We start from the raw sequence: 14,585 nt of genomic DNA, 5'->3' as shown, positions 1-14,585 counted from the left end.
AAAATAAAAACAAATAGTTGGAGGTATATATGGGCGGAGTTATCGAATTAGTGGTGTTGATGTTGATTATTGCCATCTTCGCTTTCGCACCGTTGGGGTATTTCATTTACATGTACACCATGAAGAATGGCGAACCGTTCGGCGACATCGAGCCGCACGGCGATAGCGATTCGGCGCTATTGAGAAATGTCAGCAAAGCCATTCTGATGGTTAAAGGCAAACTGGGAAAAAATTAATTACGTCTTATTTGCCAGCAATAGAAAGCCGGGATTAGCCCGGCTTTTTTGTGCGGATTAGCTTATTTCGCGCCGCAGCTCGGGCAGTGTGGGTTTTTCTTCAAGCGCATGCTGTGCCATTCCATACTCAGGCCGTCCAGCAACAGCAAGCGGCCTGTTAATGTGCTGCCGGTGTTGACTATCAGCTTTATCGTTTCCAAGGCCTGTATGCTGCCGACGATGCCGGTGATCGGCGCAATCACGCCATTGTGGGCGCAATTTTGCAATTCCTCGCCATCGCTTTGATAAAGACAGTTATAGCACGGGCTATCGTTTAACCCAGGGGTAAATACGCTGACTTGACCCTCAAAGCGGATCGCCGCGCCGGATACCAATGGGGTTTTTTTCTCGACGCAAGCCTTATTGATGGCAAAGCGGGTGGTGAAGTTATCGCTGCAGTCCAGCACCACATCGGCCTCCGTCACTTCTTTAAGTAATTGCTCGTCAGCCAGGCGTTGCTTGTGAGCAAACACTTTTACGCCCGGATTAATTTTTTCCAAAGTCTGTTGGGTTGAAATAACTTTATCCAACCCTATATCGCTGGTGTAGTGAGCAATCTGGCGTTGCAAATTGGTCAAATCGACTTGGTCGTCGTCGTAGACGGTGATCTGGCCGACACCGGCCGCAGCCAGGTACATTGAGGCAGGCGAGCCCAAACCGCCGGCACCGACGATTAATACTTTGGCATCGAGCAATTTTTGCTGACCGGCAATATCGATTTGCGGCAGCATGATTTGCCGGCTGTAACGGAGTAATTGTTCGTCGTTCATAGTGTGTATGGCTTGGGTAAGGCGCAGATGATGCCAAAGAGCTTGACAGAGTGCAAAAGCCGGATATTATTAGCACTCGTTGCTAGAGAGTGCTAATAAAACTGAGGCCGCTTAAAAGCTCGCTTCCTCCGTAAGGGGTAGCTGTTTTTTAAATTGCTTTACACAGTTTTTAACCTTTAACTTTATCTACATTAAGGAGACATTGATGAAAATTCGTCCGTTACATGACCGTATCGTCGTAAAACGTGTTGAGGAAGAAACCAAAACCGCAGGCGGCATCGTGTTGCCGGGTTCAGCTGCTGAAAAACCTAGCGAAGGCGAAGTGTTGGCAGTAGGTTCAGGTAAACCGTTAGACAACGGCCAAGTACGTGCCCTGGAAGTTAAAGTTGGCGACCGCGTGTTGTTCGGCAAATATTCCGGCACCGAAGTTAAAGTCGATGGCGAGCAATACATCGTCATGCGCGAAGAAGACATCATGGGTGTTTTGGGTTAAGCCCAATTCGTTCGACACACTCTTTTTCAATTTAACCAATATCTCAGGAATAAGAAATGGCAGCAAAAGACGTAAAATTTGGTGGCGACGCGCGTGCACTGATGGTGGCAGGCGTTAACGTTCTGGCAAATGCAGTAAAAGTGACTTTGGGTCCTAAAGGCCGCAACGCTGTATTGGATAAAAGCTTCGGCGCACCAACCATCACCAAAGACGGTGTATCGGTCGCGAAAGAAATCGAATTGAAAGACAAATTCGAAAACATGGGCGCGCAAATGGTCAAAGAAGTGGCTTCAAAAACTTCTGACGTAGCCGGCGACGGTACTACGACTGCGACCGTTCTGGCGCAAGCCATCGTTAACGAAGGTTTGAAATCAGTCGCAGCGGGCATGAACCCAATGGACCTGAAACGCGGCATTGATTTGGCAGTCACCACAGCGGTTGCGGCGATCGAAAAAGCGGCTACGCCTTGCAGCGACAGCAAAGCGATCGCGCAAGTAGGTACCATCTCGGCTAACTCCGACGAATCAGTCGGTGCGATCATTGCTGAAGCGATGGAAAAAGTCGGTAAAGAAGGCGTCATCACCGTTGAAGAAGGCACCGGCCTGAACAACGAGCTGGACGTTGTAGAAGGTATGCAGTTCGACCGCGGCTACTTGTCTCCATACTTCATCAACAAACAAGAAAGCATGAGCGTCGAATTGGACGATCCTTTCGTGCTGTTGTACGACAAAAAAATCTCCAACATTCGCGAAATGTTGCCAATTTTGGAAGGCGTGGCTAAATCCGGCCGCTCTTTATTGATCATCGCGGAAGACGTAGAAGGCGAAGCCTTGGCAACGCTGGTTGTCAACAACATGCGCGGCATCGTTAAAGTGGCTGCGGTTAAAGCACCTGGTTTCGGCGATCGTCGTAAAGCCATGCTGGAAGACATCGCAGTTCTGACCGGCGGCGTGGTGATTTCTGAAGAAGTAGGTCTGTCTTTGGAAAAAGCCGACATCAGCCAATTGGGTACTGCAAAGCGCGTCCAAATCAACAAAGAAAACACCACCATCATCGACGGTGCTGGCGACGAAACCCAAATCAAAGGCCGCGTCGCACAAATCCGCGCTCAAGCTGATGATGCGACTTCCGATTACGACCGTGAGAAATTGCAAGAGCGTCTGGCCAAACTGGCTGGCGGTGTCGCGGTGATCAAAGTCGGCGCTGCGACCGAAGTGGAAATGAAAGAGAAGAAAGCTCGCGTTGAAGACGCGCTGCATTCAACTCGCGCCGCGGTTGAAGAAGGCGTAGTTGCCGGCGGTGGTACAGCTCTGATCCGCGCATTGTCTGCTCTGGACGGCCTGAAAGGCATCAACCACGACCAAGACGTAGGTATCAGCATCCTGCGTCGTGCGATGGAAGAGCCTTTGCGTCAAATCGTCAGCAACGCCGGAGACGAAGCGTCTGTGGTGCTGAACGAAGTTAAAAAAGGCACCGGTAACTTCGGTTACAACGCTGCTACCGGCGAATACGGCGACATGATCGCCATGGGTATTTTGGACCCTGCGAAAGTAACCCGTTCTGCCTTGCAAAACGCCGCATCGGTTGCTGGCTTGATGATCACCACCGAGGTGATGATTGCTGATGCACCATCCGACAGCAAAGCCCCTGCAATGCCTGATATGGGCGGCATGGGTGGTATGGGCGGCATGATGTAATCGCCTTCGGCCTCGGCCTGAAAACCCCGGTTGCCGCAAGGTGCCGGGGTTTTTTATTGCCTGGCGCTTTGGGTGTGGAACGGTTTACGATGGTTTGCCTCACTATAGATTGATTTTTGCCGCGAAACATTCGATAACGGCATCAGCAAATTATTCACAGCTCGAAGCTATTAACCATGACCAACGATTTTTCGATTCTGATTGCCGACGATAATGAAATCAATCTGTGGTTGTTGCGCGAACAGTTGGAATACTGGACGACCAATATCACCTCGGCAAAAGACGGGCGGGAGGCCTGGCAATTGTTGCAAGAACGCCGCTACGACTTCATCTTCCTGGATGTGAACATGCCGTTTTTGAGTGGTTTCGATGTCGCCGCCAATTTGCGCGGCACCGAAAACTACAATCGGCAAACGCCGGCAGTCGCCGTCACGGCTCACGCGCAAAATCAGCAGCAGGAACGGGCAATCGCCGCCGGGTTCAACGAATGTTTGGTCAAGCCGGTTCGCCTTTACCAGTTGGAGCAATTGCTGGTGCGTTGGCGGCAACATGAGCCGGTGAACGCCGAGTATTATGCAGTGCAACTTTTGCGCAAAGCCCAGCATAACCGGCAGTTGAGCCAAGTCTTGATGGGCAAATTATTTGAGCAGTTGCCGGGATTAATACTCGACATCGAGCGGGCCTTGGACAATGGATTGCTGCAACAGGCGTGGGATTTGAACCATAAACTGCATGGCACCTTTTGTTTTTACGATTTTGCCGATTGTCTGGCGGTCGTCGAGAACTTGCAAAAAGCGTTGGCACAAGCCGACGCAGAGTTGGCGCAACAGCGCTTTAATACAATGAAAATTAAGCTGATTCGGCTGTTGGATAACCAGGATCAAGTTCTGAAGTGTCTCGGTGACGATGACGCCATATTATGACCAAGGTGACACTCGCGTGGCTCTAATTTGGCCGCTTTTATCGGCTGCGGCGCTTTGGCGTTCGACGCGCCCGCGCAAATGATGCAAACTGCACCCTATATTGCAAAGTAAAGACAAGGTGGCTTTTATGAATACAGACCCCTGCACTTACGTCATTTTTGGTGCTACCGGCAATTTGGCGCGCTTGAAGCTCATGCCCGGCTTCTATCATCTGGAATTGGAAAAAAAACTGCCGGAAGGCACACGCATCCTGGCCGTGGGTCGCCGTCCCTGGGATAGAGCAACCTGGCTGGCGGAAGTGAAGGCCTTGCTACTTGAACAGGCCAATACGCCGCTGGACGAGGCCGTATTCAACCGGTTTAGCGAACGGCTGGATTATCATCGCGGCGATCTCGACCAGCCGGAATGCTATAAATCCCTGGCGGAAACGCTAAACACTCAGCCGCAATTTTCCCGCAATATGGCCTTCTATCTGGCCATCGGTCCCAGCGATTTCGGCAATGTCATCGAGTCCTTGAGCCAGGTGGAGTTGCTGAACGAAGAATACGGTTGGCGGCGAGTAGTGATCGAAAAGCCGTTTGGTTACGATCTGGAAAGCGCGCAGGCCTTGCAAAAACGCCTGAGCCGGTACTTGAGCGAAGACCAGATTTACCGGATCGACCATTACCTGGGCAAGGGCATGGTGCAGAACGTATTGGTGTTTCGTTTCGCCAATGTCATGCTGGAACCCTTGTGGAATCGCAATTACATCGACCATGTGCAGATCACCCACTCCGAAGAGCTGGGCATTGGCAGCCGCGGTGAGTATTACGATAGCGCCGGGGCGATGCGCGACATGTTGCAAAGCCACCTGTTACAGCTGTTAACCTTGGTGGCGATGGAGCCGCCGGTGTCCATGGACGCCGAATCGCTGCGCGACGAAAAAGTTAAAGTGCTGAAGTCCATTCGGCCGATCCCGAAATCGGCCGTACACGCGCATGCCTTTCGTGGCCAATATGCCCGAGGCAATATCGACGGTCATAAGGTGGTTGGCTACCTGGAGGAAGCCAATATTCCCGCTGACAGCAGTACCGAAACCTACGCGGCAATGAAATTGTTGATCGACAACTGGCGCTGGCGCGGCGTGCCATTTTATCTGCGCACCGGCAAGCGCATGGCCAAGGGCCAATCCTCGATTTCGATCTGCTTTCGCCATCCGCCGTTTCAGTTTTTCCGGGATACCCATGTGCAGTGCATGACGCCGAACTGGATATTGCTGGGGATTCAACCCGAAGAATGCATCCGCATCGAAATGACCGTCAAGGAGCCGGGCCTGGAAATGCGTACCCGTACTACCAGCCTGGACGCCAGCTTCCGCAATCCCGACGAACGCCGCGTGGATGCTTACGAAGATTTGTTATTGGATGTGATGAAAGGCGACCGTTCGCTATTTTTGCGTTTCGACGAAGTGGAATACGCCTGGCGCATCGTTGACCCGATTTTGCAAAATTGGGTCACCGAGCGGGACTACATTGCCACCTATCCGGCTGGCTCCTGGGGACCGGAAGAAAGCCGCCGCTTGTTCGAGAAGGAAGACCAGTACTGGCGCAGTTCCTTGATGCCGGAGTGTCAGCCGTAACAAAGGCTGCTGCGGTTTCTGTTAACCATTCTTACCATGATGCGGTAGCGCCCGGTTTCTTCCGCCTAGCGGATTATTCCTCGACCCTTAATTGCCGTTTGCCCTGTCGAAGGGCAAACCAGCTTGAGCTTCGACACGCTAGACTCGAACGGAATATCAAAGCTAAATAGGGCCGGGTTGATAAGCGTTTCGAGCCAACGAAAAATAAAAACTGCGTGAAATGCCGAGCGAGTGTGGCATTTCACGCGGTTTTATGAATACCGCCAAGCCTCAGATTTTTTCGAATCCGAAAAAAATCCATTATTATCAGTCACTTAAGTCTATGAATCCAGTCATGGCGTAAACTTTGCTGCGTCAAATGCCACGATTAACTCCAGCATGGCCTGGCTTCGCGCATGGCATTTTCAGACCACGATATTTACCGAATTTTTTTAAGTACCCGCCCGCAAATCCAGCGTTTTTTGCAGCAGCGCATTCGGTGCGACGACACTGCGGCTGATCTGATTCAAGACATTTTTTTGAGATTGACGCTGCTGAAGCCACCTCCCGCCAGTGAGATCGAAGTCCAGGCCTGGCTGTTTAAAGTGGCATCCAATCTATCTCTCGATCATCTGCGCACGCAAAAACGCCGTTGTGAATTGCTTGATCAATATCTGGGCGACGAAACCGACATCGACGCTTCGGCAGCGCCGGAACGAACGGCGGAAGCGCAAGATCAATTGCGGCACATTCAGCTGGCACTGGCCGATTTGCCTGATCAATGCGCCGAGATTTTATACTTAAGCCGTATCGAGGGCTTAAGCCATATTGAGATTGCCAAGCAACTGAAAATCTCGACCAGTTGGGTGGAAAAACAGCTGGCAAAAGCGTTGCTGCACTGCCGGCAGGCTGTTGATAGCCAATGCGCTTAGTGTGGATTTAAGCGCCGTGGATCGTTATAGTAAATATCCCGCTCCAAACAACACCGTAATGAACGAAACTTCTTCAACTCGCCGAGAAGCCCTGCAGCAACAAGCCGTTGCCTGGCATGTGCGCCTAAAGTCCGGTGCTGCCGATGACACGGTATTGGCTGAGTTCGAAAACTGGCGGTCGCAAACTCCCGAACACGAGCAAGCCTATCGTGATGTCGAGACCCTTTGGCAACAGCTACCGCAGCCGCTGCTCGCCGATCGGCAACGCCGCCGCGCGCTGGCGACAAGGCAGCGGCGAGGGCGCAGTCTAAAGCGCGGATTGGGCTTGGCTGCGGCCGCTTCGCTGCTGCTGAGCGTGATGAGTGGTTTTTATCCGGATTACTTGCGACATCCGCTGGCAGACTACCGTACCCGGATCGGCGAGCGGACCTCAATTACGCTGGCCGATGGTAGCATCGCCCATCTGAATACCGATACCGCTATCGATGTGTCAATCAATGCTAATGAGCGGCGCATTGAATTGCTGCGCGGCGAGGCTGAATTTGACGTGGCGCATGACGAGCACAAGCCGTTTCGGGTCGTATCCGGTGCTACGTCCACAGAAGCGTTGGGCACCCGCTTCATCGTCCGTTACGACGGCCAAGCCGGCGCGGTTACGCTATTGCAAGGCAAAGTGCGCAGCAGTCGGCCGTCCGCGCACGGCGCGCAAGCCGATAGCGCCACACTGCAACCCGGCCAACAACTCACCTTCAATGCCGAGATGCTGGGCGTGCCGCAAGCAGTCGAATTAAGCAACGCCGACGCCTGGCGCCGTGGCCGCTTGTTGATGAATTTCGTACCGTTAAAACAGGTTATCGCCGAAATCAACCGCTACCGGCGCAGCCAAATCCGTTTATTGGACGACAGGCTGGCGGAGCGGGAAGTCAACATCGCCGTCGACATCCAGCAAATCGATGCCTGGCTGGAAGCCCTGCAACAGACCTTGCCGGTTAAAGTCATCCATGCCGGGCCGCTGGTGTTTTTGCAGTCCTGATGGCCCGCTTTGCTGCCTGCGACAATTTGCCACACATCCTTTAGTACGGCTCAGCCAGCCGCCAATCGTTCTCAGCTAAAACCCACTCAAACTGAGGACACATCATGAGAAAAACCGGAAACCCAAGCCGGACGCGAACAGCCCAAACTAAAGGCTCATCGATCATCGGCGCATTGCCGCTTTGTCTGGGCTTGATAAGCGCTGCGACGCTGCCGACGGCTCAGGCCGAAAGCCCCAGCGCCACTAGCGAAAGTCGCACCTACAACATCGCTGCGCAGCCTTTGTATTCCGCACTCAGTGCGCTGGCCGAACAGTCCGGCGTGCAGTTTGTTTACAACTCGGAGTTGGTCAAGGGTATCGACTCGCAAGGCGTCAGCGGACAGTATTCGCTGGAAGGCGCGTTGAAACGCTTACTGTCCGGGTCTGGGATTAGTTATCGATTCAGTAGCGGTAACACCGTCACGCTGCAAAATACGGCCGAGTTGGAGCCGCAATCGGCTGCAACGATGCCGGCTGTGACGGTCGTTGGCAAAACCGATCTAAACTCCGATGATCCCTACAACTTGAGTTATACCCGCACCAACACGGCGCTGGCGACCAAAACCGACACACCCATCATGGAGACGCCTGCCTCCATTCAAGTCGTCAATAAGGCGGTGCTGCACGACCAACAATCCTACCGCTTACAGGATGCGATCAAGAACGTCAGCGGTGTGCAGTCCTATCACTCTTACGGCGGCGACCACGAACAATTCGTGATGCGCGGTTTTCTGCAAAGCACCGTCAACTATCGCAACGGCATCCGCATACCGTTCACCAAATTCGATCTGGCCAACGTCGAGCGCGTGGAAGTGATTAAAGGCGCATCGGCCATGCTGTTCGGCTTTGGCGATCCCGGCGGCTTGATCAGTACCGTGACCAAACAGCCCAGCTCGACGCCTTACTATTCGCTGGAACAACGCTTCGGCTCCTACGATTTCTACCGTACCGAAGCCAGCGCCACCGGACCGGTCAGCAAGGAAGCCGGCCTGAATTACCGGTTTGACATGTCGTACCTGGATACCGGTTCGTTCCGCCAAAACATGGGTAACGACCGGATCTTTTTCGCGCCCACCCTGAGTTGGGAGGCCACGGAAGATACCAAATTCACCTTGTCTTACGAGTATTTCGACGAGAACAACGCCTACGACTACGGCGTTCCGGCAGTCGGCAACCAATTGGCCAGAATTCCCATTTCCAGAACCTTCGTCGGCCGTTCGGATTTAAGAAATTCCACGACCAACAATTTGGTCGATTTCAGAATCGACCACCGCGTCAACGACAGGATTAAACTAAACGCCGGCGTGGTGTCGTCGCAGTATCAAAAGTATTGGCAGGGTTTCTATACCGGCCGTGTCAACGAAACCGCCGGCAACGCCTTCGGCAACGTGTCGCGCAATTACTGGTTTAGCCCGGAAAACGCTGAGTCACTGACCGCTTGGGTGAATGGCACGTTCGACTTCGAAACCTACGGCATCAAGCATAAACTGTTGCTCGGCGGCGAGTACTACAACAGTCAATTGAAATACGAGGTTGCCAGCGGCAGCGTGGATACGATCAACATCTTCAATCCGAATATTGCAGCCGTTTCCGATGCTCAGGTAAGCCGAATCCGGGGTGCGTCATACAACGACGTCATCGCTACCGAGAATACCTCCAAGGCCATCTACTTTCAGGATCAAATGACGCTCTGGGATAAGCTGCACATCATGGGCGGCTTTCGCTACGACTGGGTGGATAGGATGCAAGACCTGAGCTGGTGGGCGCCGGACGGCAAGGATGCTCGCAACGACGATGTGGTCAGCCCCAGGGTCGGCATCGTTTACCAGCCGGTCAACTGGCTGTCGTTGTTCGGCAGTTTCACCGAGTCGTTCGGTCCGGCCAACGATTACGACAACGGCGGCGCCAAGTTGTACGATCTATTCGATGCCACCCAGTTCGAGGGCGGGGTAAAAACCCAGTTTTTCGACGGCAAGTTCAACGCCAGCGTGGCTTACTTCGACCTGGAAAGAACCCAATTTTTCCAAGATCCCAACAGCGATGTGATCTATGCGCAAGTGCCGGTTAAGGGCAGCAGTAAAGGCGTCGAACTGGACGTACAAGGTCAGCTGTACGAGGGCTTGAGTGTCATCGGCACCTACGCTTACACCAACGCCAAGGTCATTGACGACACGGGGACACCAGCCAACATCGGCAACCGTATGCCTTTTGCGCCCAACCATCAAGGCAGCGCTTGGTTGAAGTATGACTTCGACGGCGACATGCTGAAAGGCTTTAGTGTCGGTGCCGGGGTCTACGTTTCCGGACGCCGTTACGGCGATGCCGCGAACAGCTATTTCGACCGGTCCTATGCTCGGCTGGATTTGATGGCGGCCTACAAGCGCAAACTGGGCGGCATGAATTTGACCACCCAAGTCAACATCAATAACGTCAACGATGCCGAGTATTATGTGCTGCGCTCACGGCGGACCAATCTGCCCGCCGAGCCGTTGGCGGTCATGGGCTCAATCAAGCTGGAGTATTAGACCGTTCTATGGGTCACGTTGGGGTGAGGTAACGAACCCCAACATTTTTGGCCTCTAAATTACCGGTATCGTTGATGTTCTGTTGCCGATAGCTGGAGGATGGTTTTGAGGTTGTTGTGTTGGGGTTCCTTTAATCACCCCAACCTACGCTGGCCTGGCAAAATGGGACTGGGATTTTCCGGGGCCTAAACGTCTTATTCAGGCATCGACGTTTTTTGTTTTCGCACCGTTTACCCGATCTTTTCGCTATCGCTATGACTGCCATCTCCCAACAACCGCGCTCGACCATTCCGGCGACTCCGCAAAACTCGGCCTTGTCCCGCCTGAAAACCCGCCGTAAACGCTGGCTGGACGTGCACTTGTGGCTGGGTTTGAGCTTGGGATTTTTGCTGTCGATTTACGGCATCACCGGCAGTTTTCTGGTGTTCTACGCCGAGATCGACGAATGGCTGCATCCCGACTTGCTGACGGTTGAACGTCCGCTGGACGGTCAATACAGGCCGCTGGCCGAAATCTTCGCCGCCGGTAAAACCGTCATGCCGCCGACGGCGAAACACGTGTTTTCAGTGTATCCGCGCAATGCGGAGGCCGCTTTCAAACTGCGTTACCAATTTCCAACCACCGATACCGAAAACGAGCGCTGGATCGTCGGCGTTAATCCCTATACCGCCCACGTCACCGGAAAAATGTTGCTGACCCGCTCCGGCGATTGGTTGCCGGCAACCTTCATCGATTGCGTGTTCGAGTTGCACTACGCCTTGTTGATTCCGTCCGAGGACATCAGCGCCGTCATCGTCGGTGTCTCGGCGGCGCTGCTGATTATCTCGACGCTGACCGGCCTGATCGTCTGGTGGCCGTTGACCGGACATTGGCGCAACGCATTAACCTTCAAGGCCAAGGCCGGCAAAGTACGCTTCAATTACGACCTGCATAAAACCAGCGGCTTTTACACTTTGTTGGTGATGCTGCCGGTACTGTTTTCGGGGATTTACATGGTGCTGCCGCACAACGTGGTGCCGGTGCTGGAACTGTTCTCACCGGTGACTTACCGCTACTGGTTTCAATCCCAACCGCCTTATCCAAATGCTCCGGCCATCGGTATGGATCAGGCGGTGGCGATTGCCTTTAAGCAGTATCCGCAAGGCCGGCCGCATTGGATTTACGGCGCCAGCGAACCCACTAAAACCTATACGGTGTGCCAGGACGGTGTCGATGCGCCGGACAGTATTTTGCAACGCCGTTGCACAGTGATCGACCGCTACACCGGCAAGATTCTGGATCTGGACGACCCCAGCCTGCCGACCGCCACAGCCGGCGAAATCTTTACTCATTGGCAGTGGCCGCTGCATTCCGGCCAGGCCTTCGGTATGACTGGGCGGATTTTGGTGTTTATCACCGGTCTGGCTTGTCCGGTGTTGTTTGTCACCGGCGTGATCCGCTGGCGGCAAAAAGCCGCAACCCGGCGCAAACGGAAGGGCTGAAACTGATCGGTGATCAGGTACTGCAACGATTGGGCAATAGGCAAAACTTCTGCCATTGTATTGCTGACAATGTTTTCCGAATGTTGCAATCTTGTCGCATCACTGTCTCAAAACAATACATACAAACTGTGACACATCCCTGAAAGTCCTTGTGTTTCCAGGCTTGCGGGCATTGCGTTCCATGGCATTGATATTGCTGCGGGTCAATTGAAAACCATTGGGATTTTCAAGAGGGCGTCAGGTGTGTGCCAAAGCCTGTCGCCGATTTTTTGGCAATGTCATTAAGGTGATGAGATGAGTGAAGTGATATGGGTCGGTTTGATTATGTTGATTGTGGCGGCCTGCGCATTCGCGCCCTTGGGTTGCATGCTGTCGGCTTATGCAAAGTCCGTTAAATCCAGCGGCGCTAGTAAAGCAGCAGGCGATGTCAGTGGTTCAGCGCCGGGACTGCCCGAGGATTCGGTCCTCAAGCGGCATTTTTTGACGCAATTGCAAAGCGAGATTGAGGCAACCTTGTTTCCGCGGCCAACCGATTCGATGCTGCAACGGCATTACGATGCCTTGGTGGCGGCCAAGCTGGAAAACCGTTTGCAGATTATTGGAAAGTAAGCCCTGGTTGTTAAGGTCGCTTTGATGTTCCTGAGGGTACTGAGTCTGTCGAAGGGCGAACCAGCCTGGGCTTCGACAAGCTCAGTCCAAACGATCATTAGGGCTTGATTGAGAATCAGGCCAGGCGCTGACCAAGCAGCGCCTATTTTGCCGATACCCGTCATACCAGCAGTTTTTCTAAAAGCCAATGCGTATTTTGCTGGCGTTCTACCCGTCCGATTAGCGAAAATAGACGGCAGATGTGTCGCCTAGTAGCGATTTTCCCGTCACTCAGACCAAGCCTGCATGCTAAACGCCGCCGATCTCGATACCTTGTTTTTGACTTTTCGCGTGGCCAGTCTGGCCACCCTGCTGTTGTTATTGCTGGGCACACCGCTGGCGTGGAAGTTGGCGCGCAGCCGTTCGCGCTGGAAAGGCGTCATCAATAGCGTGGTGGCATTGCCGCTGGTATTGCCGCCGACGGTATTGGGTTTTTACTTATTGGTGTTGATGGGGCCGGCCGGGCTGGTGGGAAAATTTACCCAATGGCTGGGTATCGGCACTTTACCGTTCAGCTTTGGTGGTTTGGTGGTGGCGTCGGTGTTGTATTCGTTGCCGTTTGTGGTGCAGCCTTTGCAGAACGCCTTCGTGGCAATGGGCGATGCGCCATTGGAAGCCGCCGCAACTTTGGGAGCCGGGCCGCTGGATCGATTTTTCAGCGTGGCGCTGCCTTTGGCGAAACCGGGGTTTTTAACCGCCGGGGTGCTGGGTTTTACCCATACCGTCGGCGAATTCGGCGTGGTATTGATGGTGGGCGGTAATATTCCCGACAAAACCCGCGTGGTATCCGTGCAAATTTACAATCATGTCGAAGCCTTGGAATACGGCCAGGCACATTGGCTGGCCGGCGGCTTGCTGATCTTTTCTTTCTTGGTGTTACTGCTGCTGTACAGCAGCCAACAAACCCAAACGCTGACGCAATCCTTGAAATGACTATGTCCCCAGCGCCCAGCATTCAGGCGCGCCTGCGCTTGGCGTACGACCAATTTGCTTTGGATGTCGATTTAAACCTGCCCGCCAGCGGCGTGACGGTGCTGTTCGGGCATTCCGGTTCCGGCAAGACCACATTGTTGCGGTGCATCGCCGGCTTGGAACGGCCGACGCAGGGCTTTTTGAAAATCGGCGCAACGCTTTGGCAAGACAGTGAACACGATTTTTTCCTGCCTACGCATCGGCGTAATTTGGCCTATGTGTTTCAAGAAGCCAATCTGTTTCCGCATCTTTCGGTGCGCGGCAATCTGGATTATGCCGTGCGGCGTTTGCGAACTAAAGATAGGCTGTTTTCCCTGGAGCAAGCGATTGAATTACTGGCGATAGGACCGTTGCTGGAGCGTTTGCCGGACCGCTTATCCGGCGGCGAACGGCAACGGGTAGCGATAGCCAGGGCCTTGGCCGCCAGTCCGGATGTGTTGTTGATGGATGAGCCACTGGCCGCGCTGGATGAGCAACGCAAGCAGGACATCCTGCCTTACCTGACCGGCTTGCATCAGAATCTGCAAATCCCGATTCTGTATGTCACCCACTCCTTGCAAGAGGTGAATCAACTCGCAGACCATCTATTGGTGATGGCTTCCGGTAAAGCCTTAGCCTGCGGGCCGCTGGCGGAAACCCTGACTCGGCTGGATGGGCCCATGGCCTTGGACCGGCAAGCGGCCAGCGTCTGGCAGGGCAAGTTGATCAGCCACGAAGCCGAGTATCATCTCAGCCATGCCGAATTCGCCGGCGGCAGTCTGAGTTTGCCGTATTTGGATATGCCGGTCGGCAGCCCGGTCCGGATCAGAATTTACGCCCGCGACGTCAGTATTACCCTGCAACCGCCGGAAGCCTCCAGCATCCTGAATATTCTGCCGGCCAGGGTGCTGGCGCTCAGCGAAATGGGGCAAGGCCAAACCGTCGTGCAGCTGGCGGTCGGCGACGAGGTTTTATTGGCGCATATCACCCAAAAATCGGCGATGTTATTAGATGTGCAGCCAGGTATGGCCGTCTACGTACAAATCAAGGGTACTTCCATAGTCCGGTAAGGATTACCACTCACTTTTACGGGTCGGCTGCAAATTGCGCTGCCTTAGCGCCGAGCCGATTACTTGTCGCTGGTGCGCAATTCTGCCGCATGAAATGTGATAGCCCTCAAAAAACGCAATGAATTTGTCGATGTTGGCGCGTTGCGGACGC

Annotated in this window: 13 protein-coding genes; 12 read left to right on the top strand and 1 reads right to left on the bottom strand. The window is 53.7% G+C overall.

Annotated elements, in window-relative coordinates; genetic code table 11:
* Nucleotides 1-29 precede the first annotated feature (29 nt).
* Nucleotides 30-236 (top strand): hypothetical protein, encoded by a 207-nt coding sequence (locus DDY07_RS16180; protein ID WP_033156006.1) that lies wholly within the window; start codon nt 30-32, stop codon nt 234-236.
* A 62-nt stretch (nt 237-298) separates the two neighbouring features.
* Here the strand turns inward: DDY07_RS16180 and DDY07_RS16175 are convergent, their stop codons facing one another.
* Nucleotides 299-1,045: a molybdopterin-synthase adenylyltransferase MoeB gene (locus DDY07_RS16175; RefSeq protein ID WP_171696610.1), complete on the bottom strand. Its 747-nt coding sequence runs from the start codon at nt 1,043-1,045 to the stop codon at nt 299-301.
* A 205-nt stretch (nt 1,046-1,250) separates the two neighbouring features.
* On the opposite strand from DDY07_RS16175, the gene groES reads away from it, so the two are divergent.
* The 11 genes from groES (at nt 1,251) to modC (ending at nt 14,434) form a co-directional block, all read left to right on the top strand.
* Nucleotides 1,251-1,538, top strand: a complete 288-nt coding sequence (gene groES / locus DDY07_RS16170) for a co-chaperone GroES (protein ID WP_020484651.1) — start codon at nt 1,251-1,253, stop codon at nt 1,536-1,538.
* Nucleotides 1,539-1,594: 56 nt separating this feature from the next.
* A complete protein-coding gene (gene groL, locus DDY07_RS16165) occupies nt 1,595-3,235 on the top strand; it encodes a chaperonin GroEL (protein WP_171696609.1) in 1,641 nt (546 codons plus the stop codon).
* Nucleotides 3,236-3,411: 176 nt separating this feature from the next.
* Entirely contained in the window at nt 3,412-4,158 is a 747-nt protein-coding gene (locus tag DDY07_RS16160) for a hybrid sensor histidine kinase/response regulator (protein WP_171696608.1), read from the top strand.
* Nucleotides 4,159-4,285: 127 nt separating this feature from the next.
* Nucleotides 4,286-5,776 carry a glucose-6-phosphate dehydrogenase gene (zwf, locus tag DDY07_RS16155; RefSeq protein WP_171696607.1) on the top strand — a complete coding sequence of 497 codons (1,491 nt, stop codon included), beginning with the start codon at nt 4,286-4,288 and terminating at the stop codon, nt 5,774-5,776.
* Between the two features lie 395 nt (nt 5,777-6,171).
* Nucleotides 6,172-6,687, top strand: coding sequence for an RNA polymerase sigma factor (locus DDY07_RS16150; protein WP_171696606.1), 516 nt, complete (start codon nt 6,172-6,174; stop codon nt 6,685-6,687).
* Between the two features lie 58 nt (nt 6,688-6,745).
* The gene (locus DDY07_RS16145) at nt 6,746-7,720 is read left to right on the top strand and encodes a FecR family protein (protein WP_253734510.1); all 975 of its coding nucleotides are present in this window, start codon (nt 6,746-6,748) and stop codon (nt 7,718-7,720) included.
* 104 nt (nt 7,721-7,824) lie between these two features.
* A complete protein-coding gene (locus tag DDY07_RS16140) occupies nt 7,825-10,284 on the top strand; it encodes a TonB-dependent receptor (RefSeq protein ID WP_171696604.1) in 2,460 nt (819 codons plus the stop codon).
* Nucleotides 10,285-10,538: 254 nt separating this feature from the next.
* Nucleotides 10,539-11,765 carry a PepSY domain-containing protein gene (locus tag DDY07_RS16135; protein ID WP_171696603.1) on the top strand — a complete coding sequence of 409 codons (1,227 nt, stop codon included), beginning with the start codon at nt 10,539-10,541 and terminating at the stop codon, nt 11,763-11,765.
* A gap of 294 nt (nt 11,766-12,059) precedes the next feature.
* On the top strand, nt 12,060-12,374 hold the full coding sequence (locus DDY07_RS16130) for a hypothetical protein (protein WP_033156012.1): 315 nt from the start codon (nt 12,060-12,062) through the stop codon (nt 12,372-12,374).
* Between the two features lie 285 nt (nt 12,375-12,659).
* Nucleotides 12,660-13,346 (top strand): molybdate ABC transporter permease subunit, encoded by a 687-nt coding sequence (gene modB / locus DDY07_RS16125; RefSeq protein WP_101052047.1) that lies wholly within the window; start codon nt 12,660-12,662, stop codon nt 13,344-13,346.
* Complete coding sequence (modC, locus tag DDY07_RS16120; protein ID WP_171696602.1) at nt 13,343-14,434, top strand: molybdenum ABC transporter ATP-binding protein; 1,092 nt, start codon at nt 13,343-13,345, stop codon at nt 14,432-14,434. Before modB ends, modC begins: the two co-directional genes overlap by 4 nt.
* Nucleotides 14,435-14,585 lie beyond the last annotated feature (151 nt).

The organism is Methylomonas sp. ZR1 (assembly GCF_013141865.1).
GTDB lineage: Bacteria > Pseudomonadota > Gammaproteobacteria > Methylococcales > Methylomonadaceae > Methylomonas.
This window is presented reverse-complemented; position numbering and strand designations above follow the sequence as displayed.

Excerpts from the sequence above, each read along its gene's own strand:
- DDY07_RS16180 (WP_033156006.1), top strand. The coding sequence starts at position 30 with ATGGGCGGAGTTATCGAATTAGTGGTGTTGATGTTGATTATTGCCATC.
- DDY07_RS16175 (WP_171696610.1), bottom strand. The coding sequence starts at position 1,045 with ATGAACGACGAACAATTACTCCGTTACAGCCGGCAAATCATGCTGCCG.
- groES (WP_020484651.1), top strand. The coding sequence starts at position 1,251 with ATGAAAATTCGTCCGTTACATGACCGTATCGTCGTAAAACGTGTTGAG.
- groL (WP_171696609.1), top strand. The coding sequence starts at position 1,595 with ATGGCAGCAAAAGACGTAAAATTTGGTGGCGACGCGCGTGCACTGATG.
- DDY07_RS16160 (WP_171696608.1), top strand. The coding sequence starts at position 3,412 with ATGACCAACGATTTTTCGATTCTGATTGCCGACGATAATGAAATCAAT.
- zwf (WP_171696607.1), top strand. The coding sequence starts at position 4,286 with ATGAATACAGACCCCTGCACTTACGTCATTTTTGGTGCTACCGGCAAT.
- DDY07_RS16150 (WP_171696606.1), top strand. The coding sequence starts at position 6,172 with ATGGCATTTTCAGACCACGATATTTACCGAATTTTTTTAAGTACCCGC.
- DDY07_RS16145 (WP_253734510.1), top strand. The coding sequence starts at position 6,746 with ATGAACGAAACTTCTTCAACTCGCCGAGAAGCCCTGCAGCAACAAGCC.
- DDY07_RS16140 (WP_171696604.1), top strand. The coding sequence starts at position 7,825 with ATGAGAAAAACCGGAAACCCAAGCCGGACGCGAACAGCCCAAACTAAA.
- DDY07_RS16135 (WP_171696603.1), top strand. The coding sequence starts at position 10,539 with ATGACTGCCATCTCCCAACAACCGCGCTCGACCATTCCGGCGACTCCG.
- DDY07_RS16130 (WP_033156012.1), top strand. The coding sequence starts at position 12,060 with ATGAGTGAAGTGATATGGGTCGGTTTGATTATGTTGATTGTGGCGGCC.
- modB (WP_101052047.1), top strand. The coding sequence starts at position 12,660 with ATGCTAAACGCCGCCGATCTCGATACCTTGTTTTTGACTTTTCGCGTG.
- modC (WP_171696602.1), top strand. The coding sequence starts at position 13,343 with ATGACTATGTCCCCAGCGCCCAGCATTCAGGCGCGCCTGCGCTTGGCG.